This window comes from Streptomyces verrucosisporus, from assembly GCF_017114865.1.
GTDB lineage: Bacteria > Actinomycetota > Actinomycetes > Streptomycetales > Streptomycetaceae > Streptomyces > Streptomyces fenghuangensis.
Genome location: NZ_JADEYH010000003.1, coordinates 72,221 through 87,259, shown reverse-complemented (window position 1 = coordinate 87,259; position 15,039 = coordinate 72,221). Strand labels below are relative to the sequence as shown.

12 protein-coding genes are annotated in these 15,039 nt (G+C 72.3%); 7 read left to right on the top strand and 5 right to left on the bottom strand.

All coding sequences use genetic code 11. The annotated features are described in order from the left end of the window. The first annotated feature begins 186 nt into the window (after positions 1-186). The 3 genes from IQ279_RS06100 to IQ279_RS06090 all read left to right on the top strand — a co-directional run bounded on the left by IQ279_RS06100 (position 187) and on the right by IQ279_RS06090 (position 3,300). Complete coding sequence (locus tag IQ279_RS06100; RefSeq protein ID WP_241027715.1) at positions 187-624, top strand: DoxX family protein; 438 nt, start codon at positions 187-189, stop codon at positions 622-624. Between the two features lie 162 nt (positions 625-786). Then, a complete protein-coding gene (locus tag IQ279_RS06095) occupies positions 787-1,326 on the top strand; it encodes a recombinase family protein (RefSeq protein ID WP_206347289.1) in 540 nt (179 codons plus the stop codon). A gap of 132 nt (positions 1,327-1,458) precedes the next feature. Beyond that, positions 1,459-3,300: an NHL domain-containing thioredoxin family protein gene (locus IQ279_RS06090; protein WP_206347288.1), complete on the top strand. Its 1,842-nt coding sequence runs from the start codon at positions 1,459-1,461 to the stop codon at positions 3,298-3,300. A gap of 112 nt (positions 3,301-3,412) precedes the next feature. On the opposite strand, the gene IQ279_RS06085 is transcribed toward IQ279_RS06090, so the two are convergent. The 3 genes from IQ279_RS06085 to IQ279_RS06075 all read right to left on the bottom strand — a co-directional run bounded on the left by IQ279_RS06085 (position 3,413) and on the right by IQ279_RS06075 (position 7,112). Continuing rightward, complete coding sequence (locus IQ279_RS06085) at positions 3,413-3,643, bottom strand: DUF6458 family protein (protein WP_206347287.1); 231 nt, start codon at positions 3,641-3,643, stop codon at positions 3,413-3,415. 166 nt (positions 3,644-3,809) lie between these two features. Continuing rightward, positions 3,810-5,099: a M18 family aminopeptidase gene (locus IQ279_RS06080; protein ID WP_206347286.1), complete on the bottom strand. Its 1,290-nt coding sequence runs from the start codon at positions 5,097-5,099 to the stop codon at positions 3,810-3,812. A 186-nt stretch (positions 5,100-5,285) separates the two neighbouring features. Beyond that, on the bottom strand, positions 5,286-7,112 hold the full coding sequence (locus tag IQ279_RS06075; RefSeq protein ID WP_206347285.1) for an acyl-CoA dehydrogenase: 1,827 nt from the start codon (positions 7,110-7,112) through the stop codon (positions 5,286-5,288). Between the two features lie 198 nt (positions 7,113-7,310). On the opposite strand from IQ279_RS06075, the gene IQ279_RS06070 reads away from it, so the two are divergent. Beyond that, a complete protein-coding gene (locus IQ279_RS06070) occupies positions 7,311-7,850 on the top strand; it encodes an SseB family protein (RefSeq protein ID WP_206347284.1) in 540 nt (179 codons plus the stop codon). 170 nt (positions 7,851-8,020) lie between these two features. Further along, a complete protein-coding gene (locus IQ279_RS06065) occupies positions 8,021-8,974 on the top strand; it encodes a pirin family protein (protein ID WP_206347283.1) in 954 nt (317 codons plus the stop codon). Positions 8,975-9,079: 105 nt separating this feature from the next. Here the strand turns inward: IQ279_RS06065 and IQ279_RS06060 are convergent, their stop codons facing one another. Further along, positions 9,080-11,347 carry a SpoIIE family protein phosphatase gene (locus IQ279_RS06060; protein ID WP_206347282.1) on the bottom strand — a complete coding sequence of 756 codons (2,268 nt, stop codon included), beginning with the start codon at positions 11,345-11,347 and terminating at the stop codon, positions 9,080-9,082. 140 nt (positions 11,348-11,487) lie between these two features. Between IQ279_RS06060 and aspS the strand changes: the two genes are divergently transcribed. Beyond that, positions 11,488-13,263: an aspartate--tRNA ligase gene (gene aspS / locus IQ279_RS06055; RefSeq protein ID WP_206347483.1), complete on the top strand. Its 1,776-nt coding sequence runs from the start codon at positions 11,488-11,490 to the stop codon at positions 13,261-13,263. Between the two features lie 78 nt (positions 13,264-13,341). Here aspS and IQ279_RS06050 read toward each other — a convergent pair whose 3' ends face one another. Beyond that, entirely contained in the window at positions 13,342-14,520 is a 1,179-nt protein-coding gene (locus IQ279_RS06050; protein WP_206347281.1) for a phospholipase D-like domain-containing protein, read from the bottom strand. A 186-nt stretch (positions 14,521-14,706) separates the two neighbouring features. On the opposite strand from IQ279_RS06050, the gene IQ279_RS06045 reads away from it, so the two are divergent. Next, entirely contained in the window at positions 14,707-14,949 is a 243-nt protein-coding gene (locus IQ279_RS06045) for a DUF6411 family protein (protein WP_206347280.1), read from the top strand. Positions 14,950-15,039: the final 90 nt, after the last annotated feature.

Below are 15,039 nucleotides of genomic sequence, written 5' to 3'. Positions count from 1 at the left end.
GCATGGCTACGGTGCGCTAGGTCTAGACCAATGTCCTGCGGTCTGGCACCGCCCGGTCACACCTCGTCGCATGTCCGGAAAGCTCGCGGACCCCCACCCCCAGGAGCACACCATGCGAAGGAAGCCCCCCACCGTCCCCACCGTCCCCACCGCCCCCACCGCCCCGGCCGCCCCCCCCCGGTCCTCCTGGACGGGAGCCGCGACCACGTCGTCGCGCTCTTCCGTGCCGTCGTCGGCCTCCTCTTCGCCTGCCACGGCGCGGCCACCCTCTTCGACGTGCTCGGCGGCCCGCACGGCGGCCGCGTACCGGACATCGGCCAGTGGCCCTCCTGGTGGGCGGCGGTCATCCAGCTCGCCGGCGGCCTCCTGGTGGCGGCGGGCCTGTTCACCCGGACCGCGGCGGTGGTCTGCTCCGGCTCGATGGCCTACGCGTACTTCACCGTGCACCAGCCCAAGGGCCTGCTCCCCATCGAGAACGGCGGCGAGTCCGCCGCGGTGTTCTGCTGGGCCTTCCTGCTCATAGCCGCCCTCGGCCCCGGCCGCTGGTCGCTGGACGCCCTCCGCGCGGGCCGCGGGGAGCCGCGTGAGGACGCGCGCGGGGCCTTGACACACTGGAGGGCATGAACAACCCCGCCGCCGTGCCCGTGTCCGTGCCCCCGAGCTGGTGGGCAAGGGGGGCTGGCTGAACACCGGCGGCAAGGAGCTGACCCTCGCCTACCTGCGGGGACGCATCACCGTCCTCGACTTCGGACGTCCATAATCGAGTAACGAACTCGGAAGACGTCCATGCACCATCACACGCTTGCTGACCTGTACCTTCGCCTGTCACTCGACCGCGACGGGAAGACCGCCATCGAACGGCAGGAGATCGACTGCCGCGCCTGGGCCGAACGCAACGGCCTGGAAGTCCGCAAGGTCCACATCGACCGAGGCATCTCCGGCTATAAGGAGGTCGAACGCCAGGGCTTCCGGTCCGCCCTCGCCGCCGTGACGTCCGGCGTCGTCGGAACGCTCATCGTCTGGAAGCTCGACCGGCTGTCGCGCAAGGGCATCGGCGAGGTCGGGACAGCGCTCGACGCCATCGGCAAAGCCGGGGGCCGCCTCATATCCGTCATGGACGGGCTCGACACCTCGAACGACAGCGCCCGCATCACCGTCGCCCTGCTCGCTGAGCTCGCCCGGAACGAATCCCGCAACCTCGGAGCGCGCGTCGGACACGCCAAGCAGTATCTCCGCGCACGCGGGCAGTGGATCGGCGGTCCGGACGCACCGCGACGCTTGGAAGGTGCTCCCGCGTTCCGCCGACTGGTGCGACGGATGCCGTAAGGGCGCCTGACGCCCCGCTGACCGCCCGGTACGACGCCCCGGCCCATTGGTCGGGGCGTTTGTGTTGCTCGCGTCCAGCGGGCAGCAGTGCCCGGCGTCCAGGCCTCGCCCGTCATCAGGCACGATGGACGGATGGCGAAGCGAGCGCGTGTCCGCGCCCCCGAACTGATCGGCAAGGGCGGATGGATCAATACTGGCGGGAAGGATCTCTCGCTGGTTGACCTCCGAGGTCGTCTAGTGGTGGTAGATTTTTGGACCTTCTGCTGTGTCAACTGCCTGCACGTCATCGACGAGCTGCGCGAGCTGGAGGAGCGCCACGGCGACACCGTGGTGGTCGTCGGCGTCCACTCGCCCAAGTTCGTCCACGAGGCCGAGCACCGGGCCGTCGTCGACGCCGTCGAGCGCTACGGGGTGCACCACCCCGTCCTGGACGACCCCGAGCTGGCGACCTGGAAGCAGTACGCGGTGCGCGCCTGGCCCACCCTCGTCGTCATCGACCCCGAGGGGTACGTCGTCGCCCAGCACGCGGGCGAGGGCCACGTCCACGCCATCGAGAAGCTGGTGACGGAGCTGGAGGCCGAGCACGAGGCCAAGGGCACCCTGCGGCGCGGTGACGGCCCCTACGTGCCGCCGGAGCCGGAGCCGACCGACCTGCGCTTCCCCGGCAAGGCGCTCCTCCTGCCCTCGGGCAACCTGCTGGTCACCGACACCACCCGGCACCAGCTGGTGGAGCTGGAGCCGGACGGCGAGACGGTGGTGCGGCGTGTCGGCGAGGGGACGCGCGGGCTGGCCGACGGGCCGGGGGAGAAGGCCCGGTTCAACGAGCCGCAGGGCCTGGCGCCGCTCCCGGACGGCCAGGTGGCCGTCGCCGACACCGTCAACCACGCGCTGCGGGCCTGGGATCCGGCCTCCGGCGAGGTCACCACGCTCGCCGGCACGGGCCGCCAGTGGTGGCAGGGCTCGCCGACGGCCGGGCCGGCGCGCGAGGTGGACCTGTCCTCGCCGTGGGACGTGGCCTGGTGGGAGGGGCGGCTGTGGATCGCGATGGCGGGCGTCCACCAGCTCTGGGCGTACGACCCGGAGGCGGGGACGGTCTCGGTCGCGGCGGGCACCACCAACGAGGGCCTGGTGGACGGCCCGGCCGGCCAGGCGTGGTTCGCGCAGCCGTCCGGGCTCGCGGCGGCCGGGGACCGGCTGTGGATCGCCGACTCCGAGACCTCGGCGCTGCGCTGGGTCGAGCGCGACGGCGGCGAGGGCGCCGCGGACGGCGGCGGGTTCGTGGTGCGCACGGCGGTCGGCACCGGTCTGTTCGACTTCGGCCACCGCGACGGAGCGGCCGGCCAGGCCCTGCTCCAGCACCCGCTGGGCGTCACCGCGCTGCCCGACGGATCGGTGGCCGTCTGCGACACCTACAACCACGCCCTGCGCCGCTACGACCCGGCGAGCGGCGAGGTCACCACGCTGGCCACGGATCTGCGCGAGCCGTCCGACGCCGTCCTGTCGGAGGACGACATCGTGGTCGTGGAGTCCGCCCGCCACCGGCTGACCCGGCTGCGGCTGCCCGAGGAGGCGGTGCGGGTCGAGTCCGTCGCCCACCGCACCCGGCGCGAGGCGACCGGGGTGGCGCCGGGGACGCTCCGGCTGGACGTGGTCTTCCAGGCCCCGCCCGGCCAGAAGCTGGACACCCGCTACGGGCCCTCCACCCGGTTGCTGGTCGGCTCCACGCCGCCGGAGCTGCTGGCGGACGGGGCGGGCCAGGGCACCGACCTGAGCCGGGAGCTGGTGCTCGCCGACGGCGTGACCGAGGGCGTGCTGCACGTCTCGGCGATGGCCGCGTCCTGCGACGACGACCCGGCCAACGAGTATCCGGCCTGCCACGTCCACCAGCAGGACTGGGGCGTGCCCGTACGCGTCACCGCGGACGGCGCCTCCCGGCTGCCGCTGGTGCTGGCGGGGCTGGACGGCGACGCGTAGCGCCGGAGCGCGTCCGCGGGACGTGTGCGCGGCCCGGCCCGGCGTTCCCGGCCCGGGCCGCGCACACGTCCCGCGGACGCCTTACCGCCGGTGCCTTCGCGCCGGCGCCGCGTCAGGCGCGCCACTGGTGGCGGTGGTTCTCCTCGACGACCGGGGCCGCCGGGCTCGGCGGCTGCACACGGCGGCGCTTGAAGATGGCCACGTAGGACGCCAGCCCGATGAAGCCGACCGCCATGAGGATCAGGCCGATCACATCGAGGTTGACCCCGGAGATCTCCCAGTTCACCCCGAAGGTCAGGATCGCGCCCACCGCGATCAGTACGATGGTCAGTGCCATGCCCATGAAGAACCGCCTCCGTCCGGCTGGTTGAGGGCTCGTTCAACCAACCGCGTACCCCTGGGCGGGACTTGCATGCCGGGCACCGTGCGGACCCTGCGATCCGGCCCGCCCGGGCGCCCCGTGACGGCCTGTCACGGGGCGCCGCGAGCGGGGCGGCCGGCCCTCCCCGTCAGGCCTCCAGAAAGGCCGTCAGGGCGTTCGCCAGCAGGAACGGGTCGTCCGCTCCGCACAGTTCGCGGGCGGAGTGCATCGACAGGATCGCCACGCCGATGTCCACGGTGGCGATGCCGTGCCGTGCGGCGGTGATGGGGCCGATCGTCGTGCCGCAGGGGACGGCGTTGTTGGAGACGAACGACTGCCACGGCACCCCGGCCCGCTCGCAGGCGGCGGCGAAGACGGCGCGGCCGGTGCCGTCGGTGGCGTAGCGCTGGTTGACGTTGACCTTCAGGATCGGGCCGCCGTTCGGCATCGGGTGGTGGCCCGGCTCGTGGCGCTCGGGGTAGTTGGGGTGCACGGCGTGGCCGGTGTCCGAGGACAGGCAGAGGGTGCCCGCGTACGCCCGCGCGCGGTCCTCGGGTCCGCCGCCCCGGGCCAGGACGGAGCGCTCCAGCACGTTGCCCAGCAGCGGGCCGTCGGCGCCGGTGTCGGACTGGCTGCCGTTCTCCTCGTGGTCGAAGGCGGCCAGCACCGGGATGTGGGGCAGGTCCCCGGCCCCGGCGGCCGCGATCAGGGCGGCGGCGCCGGCGTGGACGGAGAGCAGGTTGTCCATGCGCGGTCCGGCGAGCAGTTCGCGGTCGCGGCCGAGGTAGGCGGGCGGCTCGACGCTGTGGACCATCAGGTCCCAGCCGGCGATGTCGGCGGCGTCCAGGCCGGCCTCGGCGGCCAGGAAGTCCACCAGATCGCCCTCGCGGGGCTCGCCCAGGCCCCAGACCGGCGTCATGTGGCGCTGGCGGTCCAGCTTCAGGCCGCTGTTGGCCTCCCGGTCGAGGTGGACGGCGAGCTGGGGGACGCGCAGCAGCGGGCGGTCCGCGTTCACCAGGCGGGTGGAGCCGTCGCGCAGGGCCAGCCGTCCGGCCAGGCCCAGGTCGCGGTCGAGCCAGGTGTTGAGCAGGGTGCCGCCGTAGATCTCGACGGCGATCTGCCGCCAGCCGGCCGCGCCGGTGTCCGGCACGGGCTTGACGCGCAGGTTGGGGGAGTCGGTGTGGGCGCCGACGATCCGGAAGGGGGTGGCCGGCGTGGCGCCCTCGGGCACGTACCAGGCGATGATCGCGCCGCCGCGCAGCACGTACCGGCCGCCGCCGTCGCCGTCCCAGGCGTCGGTCTCCTCCAGCCGCCGGAAGCCCGCCTCCTCCAGCCGCTCGGCGGCGTTCGCGACCGCGTGGTACGGGGTGGGCGAGGCGGCGAGGAAGGAGGCCAGGTCGTCGGTGTGGCCACGGTCGAAGCGGCTGGGAGTGCTCATGTGTCCAGCATACGAACGGCGGGGGCCCCGCTCCCCCCTGACCTGGGAACGGGGCCCCCGCCTGCCCGGCGTCCGCCCGCCTCCGAGGACGGGCGGACGCGGGTGTCGCACGGAACCGGGGCCGGCCGGTCCTCCCGGCCGGCCCCGCTCAGGACCCCGGCCGGGAGAACCGGCCGGGGAGGAGGCTCAGAAGGCGGCCTCGTCCAGCTCCATCACCGACAGGTCGGTGGCCTCGGCGATCTGCCGCTCGACGCCGACGCCCGGCAGGATGTTCGCGGCGAAGAACTTCGCGGCGGCGATCTTGCCCTCGTAGAACGCCTTGTCCTTGGCGGAGGCGCCCGGCAGCTTGTCGGCGGCCACGGCGGCGCCCCTGAGGAGCAGGTAGGCGATGACGACGTCGCCGGAGGCCATCAGCAGGCGGGTGGTGTTCAGGCCGACCTTGTAGATGGACTTGACGTCCTTCTCGGTGGCGGCCAGGTCGGTCAGCATGGTGCCGACGATGGCCTCCAGGTCGCCCGCGGCCTTGGCGAGCTGCTCGCGGGCGCCGGCCAGGTCCTCGCCGCCGGCGGCCTCGGCCAGGAACTTCTTGATCTCCTCGGACAGGGCGGTCATCGCCTGGCCCTGGTCGCGGACGATCTTGCGGAAGAAGTAGTCCTGGCCCTGGATCGCGGTGGTGCCCTCGTAGAGGGTGTCGATCTTGGCGTCCCGGATGTACTGCTCGACCGGGTACTCCTGCAGGTAGCCGGAGCCGCCGAAGGTCTGCAGCGACTGGGCGAGCTGCTCGTAGGACTTCTCCGAGCCGTAGCCCTTGACGATCGGCAGCAGCAGGTCGTTCAGGCGCTTGGCGGCGGAGGCGTCCTCGCCGGCGGCCTCCTTGGCCAGGACCTCGTCCTGGACGGTGGCGGTGTAGAGCACCAGCGAGCGCATGCCCTCGGCGTACGCCTTCTGCGTCATCAGCGAGCGGCGCACGTCGGGGTGGTGGGTGATGGTGACGCGCGGGGCGGTCTTGTCCGTGAACTGGGCCAGGTCGGCGCCCTGGACGCGCTCCCTGGCGTACTCCAGCGCGTTGAGGTAGCCGGTGGACAGGGTGGCGATGGCCTTCGTGCCGACCATCATCCGCGCGAACTCGATGATCTTGAACATCTGGCGGATGCCGTCGTGCTTCTCGCCCATCAGCCAGCCCTTGGCGGGGGCGTTGGCGCCGAAGGTCATCTCGCAGGTGTTGGAGGCCTTCAGGCCCATCTTGTGCTCGACGTTGGTGGCGTAGACGCCGTTGCGCTCGCCGAGCTCGCCGGTTTCCCAGTCGAAGTCGTACTTGGGCACGACGAACAGCGACAGGCCCTTGGTGCCCGGGCCGTGTCCCTCGGGGCGGGCCAGGACGAAGTGCACGATGTTCTCGGACATGTCGTGCTCACCGGAGGTGATGAAGCGCTTGACGCCCTCGATGTGCCAGGAGCCGTCGTCCTGCCTGATCGCCTTGGTGCGGCCGGCGCCCACGTCGGAGCCCGCGTCGGGCTCGGTGAGGACCATGGTGGAGCCCCACTGCCTGTCCGCCATGAGCTTGGCTATCTTCTTCTGCTCCTCGGTGCCCTCCTCGTGGAGGACGCCGGCGAAGGCGGGGCCGGACGCGTACATCCACACGGCCGGGTTGGACCCGAGGATGGTCTCGGCGAAGGCCCACAGCAGGGAGCGCGGGACGGTGGTGCCGCCGATCTCCTCCGGGATGCCCAGCCGCCACCACTCGGCGTCCATGTACGCCTGGTAGCTCTTCTTGAAGGACTCCGGGACCGGAGCGGTGCTGGTCTCGGGGTCGAACACCGGCGGGTTGCGGTCGGCGTCCTCGTAGGAGGCGGCCAGTTCGTTCTCGGACAGGCGGGCGACCTCGGCCAGCACGCTCTTGGCGGTCTCGACGTCCATCTCCGCGAACGGGCCGGTGCCGTACACCGTGTCGCGGCCGAGTACCTCGAAGAGGTTGAACTCGATGTCGCGGAGATTCGACTTGTAGTGCCCCATGGCGACGGCTCCGTAGTGGATAGGGGGAGGAGACTCCTCCCTACGCGTACCAGAAAGTAGCTCCCATCATGCTACCCGCCGGTAATAAGAAGCAACCCGATCCGCGCGACTGTGACAGAACTCCCCGGTGCGCGCCCTGACGCCGGAGAGCCCCCGCGGCGGGGCGGGAGGGGGTTCGAAGTCGTTACGCTTACGCCCATGTACGGCTACGACCAGACCGGAAACGCGGGGCACGCGGGGCAGCACGCCGGTCACGGCGGCCACACCGGCCACCCGGGGCACACCGGCCATCCCGGGCACGGAGCACACGCCGGCCAGCACTACGGGCAGCAGCCGCCGCCGTCCGGCTACGGGCAGCAGCCGCTTTACCCGGAGCCCTCGCCGCCGTCCCTGGCCGAGGCCGTACGGGCCTTCACCACCGGGGTGATGTCCCCCGAGGACTTCCAGGCGATCTTCGCCACGTCGAAGGTGTACTGCCCGCGCGGTGACACCCCCGGCTTCCTGGCGCTGCACAACACCCAGCAGCCGGTGATCCCGATGTTCACCACGCTCAAGGAGCTGCGCGCGTACGCGGGCAAGGAGTCGAAGTACTTCGTGATCACCGGTGCGGAGGTGCTCGACCTGCTGCCGTCGGGCTACGGCTTCGTACTGGACATGGAGGGCGAGCACCGGATCGTCTTCGACGCCAAGGCGGTCGAGGAGATGGTCGACTTCGCGATGCGCCGGATGTACGGCTGACCCGCCTCCGGCCCCGGCCCGCCTCCGGCCCCGGCTCTCCGCCGCTCCGCCGGGGCGCGCTGCCGGGGCGTGCGGGGAGCGGAAGGTCGCACCGCCCGCTCCGGGCGCCCCTGGCATTCTGTTGAACGTTGAAATACTCTGGTTCCTCCAGGCTTCCCGAGGAGGTCCAGATGCCGGCGATCACCGCCGAGAACCCGCTCGTGCTCCCCCGCGTCGCCGCTCCGGCCGGCGCCCGCCGGCGCCGCGTCCTGCACACGGCCACGGCCCCCTCCGGCTTCGAGGGCGAGGGCTTCCCGGTGCGCCGCGCGTTCGCCGGGATCGACCACAGGTACCTGGACCCGTTCATCATGATGGACCAGATGGGCGAGGTGGACTACGAGGCCGGCGAGCCCAAGGGGACCCCCTGGCACCCGCACCGGGGCTTCGAGACCGTCACCTACATCATCGACGGCACCTTCGTCCACCGGGACTCCCACGGCGGCGGCGGCACCATCTCCGACGGTGACACCCAGTGGATGACCGCGGGCTCCGGCCTGCTGCACATCGAGACGCCGCCCGAGGAGCTGGTCGTCTCCGGCGGCCTCTTCCACGGCCTGCAGCTGTGGGTCAACCTGCCGGCCAGGGCCAAGATGACCGACCCCCGCTACCAGGACATCCGCGGCGGCAGCGTCAGGCTGCTGGCCTCGGGCGACGGCGGCGCGCTGCTGCGCGTCATCGCGGGGGAGCTGGACGGCCACGAGGGCCCGGGCGTCACGCACACGCCGATCACGATGATCCACGCCTCGGTGAGCCCCGGCGCGGAGATCACGCTCCCCTGGCGGCCGGACTTCAACGCCCTCGCGTACGGCCTGGCGGGCCACGGTTTCGCCGGCGGGGAGAGGCGCCCCTTCGGCATGGGCCGGACGGTCGTCTTCGGAGGCGGCGGCGCGCTCACCGTACGCGCCGCCGAGGACCAGGACTCCCGCAGCGAGAACTTCGAGGTGATCCTGCTCGGCGGTCTGCCGATCCGCGAGCCGATGGCCCACTACGGCCCGTTCGTGATGAACAGCCACGCCGAACTGGTCCGGGCTTTCGAGGACTTCAGGGCAGGGCGGCTGGGCTCGGTCCCGGCCGAAGCCCACTGACACCGCCTGACACCGCCTGACACGGTCCGCCGGGATACGCCGGGGTCCGGCACGGCGCGGCGCGGGCACACGCGAGGACCGGACGGGGCCCGGACCCGGGGCGGCTCACCCCCAGTCCGGCTCTCCCCCGGCCTCGTGGAGCTCGAACCAGATGCTCTTGCCCGCGCCCCTGGGCTCGACCCCCCACGAGTGCGCCAGCATCTCCAGCAGCAGCAGACCGCGTCCGCGGGAGGCCAGCTCGCCGGGGTGGCGCCGGTGGGGCAGCTCCTCGCTGGAGTCCGCGACCTCCACGCGCAGCCGCCGCGAGCCCGGCTCGCCCTCCAGCTCGGCTGTGAGCGCGGCGTCCCACTCGGTGTGGACCAGGGCGTTGGTCAGCAGCTCCGACAGCAGCAGGACGGCGCCCTCCACCTGGTCGTCCACCGCCCAGTCGAACAGCAGCTCGCGCAGCTGGTGGCGGGCGTCGGAGATGCGGACCTGCTCGGTCTGGGACACCGACATCACCAGGCGGCGGGCGAGGGGGTGCGGGAACCTCTCCGGCGCGCCGCCCTCGCGTTTCAGCAGCATCAGCGCGATGTCGTCCTCGCGCCCGCCCGCGCGCGGTTCCATGCCGTGACCGGTGCCGGTCACATGGCGGGTCGGGGCGCCGTGCATCGCGCGGATCAGCGTGTCGGCGAGGTTCTCCGGCGATCCCCCGTGCTCCCCCAGGACCTTGCGCAGCCGCTCCCATCCGGCGTCGTAGTCCAGGCCGCCGGCCTCGACGAGCCCGTCGGTGCACATCAGCAGCGTCTCGCCCCGGCCCAGCACCACCCGGGTGATGGGGTAGTCGGCGCCCGTGACGATCCCCAGCGGCGGTCCGGACGTCACCGCGCAGGTCAGCACCGCGCCGTCGGCCAGGCGGACCACCGGGTCGGGGTGGCCGGCGCGGGCGATGTCGAGCGCGCCGGACGGATCGGCCTCCACGTACAGGCAGGTGGCGAAGCGGTGGTCGTCGGCCGCGTCCACGTCCGCCTGTTCGGTGGTGGCGCCGCCGGGCTCGGGCAGTTCGCCGGTCTCCATCCCGGCCAGGAAGCGGTTGGCGCGGGCGAGCACCGCGTCGGGCCGGTGCCCCTCCGCGGCGTAGGCGCGCAGCGCGATCCGCAGCTGCGTCATGACCCCCGCGGCGCGCACGTCGTGCCCCTGTACGTCGCCGATCACCAGGGCGGTGCGGCCGGAAGGCAGCGGGATCACGTCGTACCAGTCGCCCCCGACCTGGAGGCCGCCGCCGACCGGCAGGTAGCGGCTGACCACCGTCATGCCCGGGACGGTGGTGCGCTGGGCGGGCCGCATGGTGCGCTGGAGGCTGTCGGCCAGCTCCCGCTTGGACTCCTGGACGTACACCCGTGACAGGGCCTGCGCCAGCATCCGCGCCACCGACACCAGCAGCTGACGCTCGTCGGGGGTGAAGGCGACGGGGGTGTCGAAGGCGAGCAGCCAGGCACCGATCGTGCGGCCGCCCACGATCAGCGGCAGATAGGACCAGGCCCGGCGCCCGTAGCCCGCGACCAGGGGCCAGACGGCGGGGAAGCGGCGGCGGTACTCCTCGGGGGAGGCCAGGTAGACGGCCCGGCCGGTGCGGACGGCCACGCTGCCGGGGTAGTCGCTCTCCAGCGTCGTCTCGCCGAAGGCCGGCCGCCGGTCCGCGTCCGGCCCGTAGTAGCCGATGGGGGTCAGCCTGTCCCCCTTGACGCCGTAGATGACCAGGGAGGAGGGAGTGAGGCCGGGCAGCGACATCTGGGCCACCACCCGCAGCACCTCCTGCGTGGTCTGCGCCTCGGCCAGCGCCTTCCCCACGTCCAGCAGGAACGCCTCGCGCGAGTGCCGCCACCGGGCGGCGGCCGGGACCTGGGCGGCCGGGGACCGCACCGCGGGGGTGGAGGCGCCCGGGGGCCGCTCGGCGGTGATCTCCACCGGGTACGCCTCCCGGGGGATCTCCTCGATGTCCCCGCCGGCCCCGCCGGGGCGGGTCGGCCAGGGGGCCTCGGTCAGCAGCCCGTACAGCACGAAGGACTGGCCCGGCTCCGGCCCCATCAGGCTCTGCCCGGCCAGGGCCAGCCGGTTGCGCACGATCCGCAGGACGGTGCCGTCCGGCGCCACCACCCGCTGCAGTGCCTCCGCGATCGTGCCCTCGGCGATGGCCAGGGCGGCGACGTTGGCCAGCTCGGCGTAGTCGAGCGCGTGGAAGCGGGAGCGCAGGGCCTCCTCGGTCAGGACGGTCTCCTCGGGCGGCAGGCCCAGCAGCCGGGCGGCGGTGGCGTCCAGCGTGATGGCGCCGGCGGTGTTGTCCCAGCGCCACAGGCCGACTCCGGTGGCCGCGAGAATGTCCTCTGTGTGCACTTTTACACCATATGTGCTCATTGGTGGGGGCACCCGGCGGAAGGCGGGCCGGACGGTAGTCTGTGGGGCGTGTGCGCCCCCTCGCCGACGAGCGGCCGGCGGCCCGACACCAACCGACAACCTGACGACTTGGACGAATGATGCATCGGTACCGGTCCCACACCTGCGGCGAGCTCCGTGCCGCGGACATCGACACGGATGTCCGCCTCTCCGGCTGGCTGCACAATCGGCGGAACCTGGGCGGCATCCTCTTCATCGATCTCCGCGACCACCACGGGATCGTCCAGCTCGTCGTCCGTCCCGACACCGCCCCCTACGAGGCGCTGAGCTCGATCTCCAAGGAGTCCGTCGTCCGCGTCGACGGCCGGGTCGTCGCCCGCGGCGAGGAGAACGTCAACCCCGAGCTGCCCACCGGCGAGATCGAGGTCGAGGTCGCCGGGGTCGAGGTGCTGGGCGCCGCCGACCCGCTGCCGTTCACCATCAACACCGAGGACGGCGTCAACGAGGAGCGGCGCCTGGAGTACCGCTTCCTCGACCTGCGCAAGGAGCGCATGCACCGCAACATCATGCTGCGCTCGGCGGTCATCTCCACCATCCGGCAGGAGATGACGGCGCTCGGCTTCAACGAGCTGGCCACCCCGATCCTGTCGGCCACCTCCCCCGAGGGCGCGCGCGACTTCCTGGTGCCCTCCCGGCTGCACGCGGGCAGGTTCTACGCGCTGCCGCAGGCCCCGCAGCAGTTCAAGCAGCTGCTGATGATCGCGGGCTTCGACCGCTACTTCCAGATCGCGCCCTGCTTCCGCGACGAGGACGCCCGCGCCGACCGCTCGCCGGGCGAGTTCTACCAGCTCGACATGGAGATGAGCTTCGTCGAGCAGGAGGACGTCTTCGGCGTCATCGAGAAGGTCATGACCGACCTCTTCGAGAAGTTCGGCAACGGACGCCACGTCACCTCGCCCTTCCCGCGCATCCCCTTCCGCGAGGCGATGCTCAAGTACGGCAGCGACAAGCCGGACCTGCGCGTGGAGCTGGAGCTGACCGACGTCTCCGACGTCTTCGCCGGCTCGGAGTTCAAGGCGTTCGCGGGCAGGCACGTGCGCGCCCTGGCCGTGCCCGGCACCGCCGACCAGCCGCGCAAGTTCTTCGACCAGATGGGCGAGTTCGCCGTCGAACAGGGCGCCAAGGGCCTGGCCTGGGTGCGCGTGGGCGACGACGGCAGGCTGACGGGCCCGATCGCGAAGTTCCTCACCGAGGAGAACGTCTCCGCCCTGCTGTCCCGCCTGGACGCCGGGCCGGGCACGGCCGTCTTCTTCGGCGCGGGAGAGTTCGACGAGGTCTCCAGGATCATGGGCGCGGTCCGTGTCGAGGCCGGGCGCCGCACCGGCCACTTCGCGGAGAACGTCTTCCGCTTCTGCTGGATCGTCGACTTCCCGATGTTCGAGAGGAACGAGGACACCGGGCAGATCGAGTTCTCCCACAACCCGTTCTCCATGCCGCAGGGCGGCCTGGAGGCGCTGGAGACCAAGGACCCGCTGGACATCCTGGCCTGGCAGTACGACATCGTCTGCAACGGCGTGGAGCTGTCCTCCGGTGCGATCCGGAACCACGAGCCGGAGATCATGTACAAGGCCTTCGAGATCGCCGGCTACAGCCACGAGGAGGTCGAGCGCGAGTTCGGCGGCATGCTGCGCGCCTTCCACTTCGGCGCCCCGCCGCACGGCGGCATCGCCCCCGGCATCGACCGCATCGTGATGCTGCTGGCGGACGAGCCCAACATCCGCGAGACCATCGCCTTCCCGCTCAACGGCAACGCCCAGGACCTGCTGATGGGCGCCCCGAGCGAGGTCGACGAGGCCCGGCTGAAGGAGCTGCATCTGTCGGTGCGCAAGCCGCCGCAGGTCAAGCAGGCCGACTGACGGGCACACAGGGCCGCGGGGACGGGCCGGGACCGCATCGCGGTCCCGGCCCGTCGGCGTCCCGGGGGAGGCGGCGGCTCACAGGAACCGGCGGATCGGCGCCACGGCGGCCTCCCGCACCCGCTGCACCACCGGCCGCCTGCGCCAGCGGGCGCCCACGATGCGCACGCTCCGGGCCAGGTCCGCGTCGTAGTCCCGGTCCAGCCCCGCGGTGAAGTCCTCGTCCAGGACGACGAGCATGACCTCCTCGTCGTGGTCCATCGAGCGCCGGTTGAGGTTGGTGGATCCCACCAGCGAGGCGATCCCGTCCACCGTCACGATCTTGGCGTGCATCATCGTCGGCTGGAAGTGCCAGATCCGCACCCCGCACGCCAGCAGCTCCTCGTAGTGGCCCTGCCCGGACAGCTGGGACGCCCGCTGGTCGGTGTGCGGGCCGGGCAGCAGCAGCTCCACCTCCACACCGCGGCGCGCGGCGGCGCACAGCAGCTCGACGAAGTACGGGTCGGGCGCGAAGTACGCCGTGGCCAGCCGTACGCGCTCCTGCGCCGTCTCCAGCACCACCCGCAGCAGCGTCTGCATGTCCTGCCAGCCGAAACTGGCCGAACCGCGCACCACCTGCACCACCGAGCCGCCCCGCGTCCCGTGCTCGACGAAGCGGTCCCGCTCGTCGAACAGCACCTCCGAACACTCCGCCCAGTTCTGCGCGAACGCGGCGGCGATGCCGTCCACGGCCGGGCCGCGCACCCGCACATGGGTGTCGCGCCACTCGCTCTCGTCGCGGGCGTCGCCGCACCACTCCTCGGCGATCCCCACCCCGCCGGTGAAGGCCGTCCGCTCGTCCACCACCAGCACCTTGCGGTGGCAGCGGTGGTTCTGCTTCAACGGGGAGATCCACAGCGGCTTGCGGAACCAGGCCACCCGCACCCCGGCCCGGTCCATCTCCTCCAGCAGATCCTTCTCGATCAGCCGGCTGCCGAAGCCGTCCAGCAGCAGCCGCACCCGCACCCCGGCGCGGGCACGCTCGGCCATGACATGGGCGAACTCGCGGGCGATATCGCCGCGCCAGTACACGAACGTCATCATGTCGACGGTGTGCTCGGCGGCCCGGATGCTCTCCAGCATCGCCGGGAAGATCTCGTCACCGTTGCGCAGCGCGGTCAGTTCGTTCCCCTCGGTGGCGGCGATCCCGATCAGCCGCTCCAGCCGCCGCCGCAGCCGCCGCTTGCGCTTCTCCGCCTCGTCGTCCACGACACCCATGGACCTTCTCTCCCGGACTCCCGGACTTCCGCCGAATCGAAAATCCTCTCGGTCTGCTTGTGCCCACCGATCCGGTTCTCAGGGATGCCGGGCGCGAGTCGGGGCAGACGGATGCGACATACGGCTTCTGTGGTCGGGACGACACGGAGCGATATGACCGGATGAGAGACGACGTGAGGAGTGACCATGGTGGTCGCCGGTGTGATAGCGGGGTGCGTGATCCTGGCCGTTCTGGCCTTCGTGGTGCCGCGCCTGTCCCGCCACCCCGAGCGCGGCGCGCAGCGGTCCCTGGGACTGGGCGCCCGGGCGGGGGGCAAGGCCCCCGGTCCGCTGGGGCGCTGGCTGAGCAAGCCGTTCGGCAAGAGTTCCCGGGCGGTGGGACGCAGCGGTTCCGCGGGCCGCCGCGCCCGCGGCCGGCTTCCGTTCTGACTCCCGTTCCCGCCGTGGTCCGGCCATCCGGGCGCACACGCGGCATGCGCCGCCGCCCGGGACGGGAAACGAGGAGAGGGAAGCGGTCGC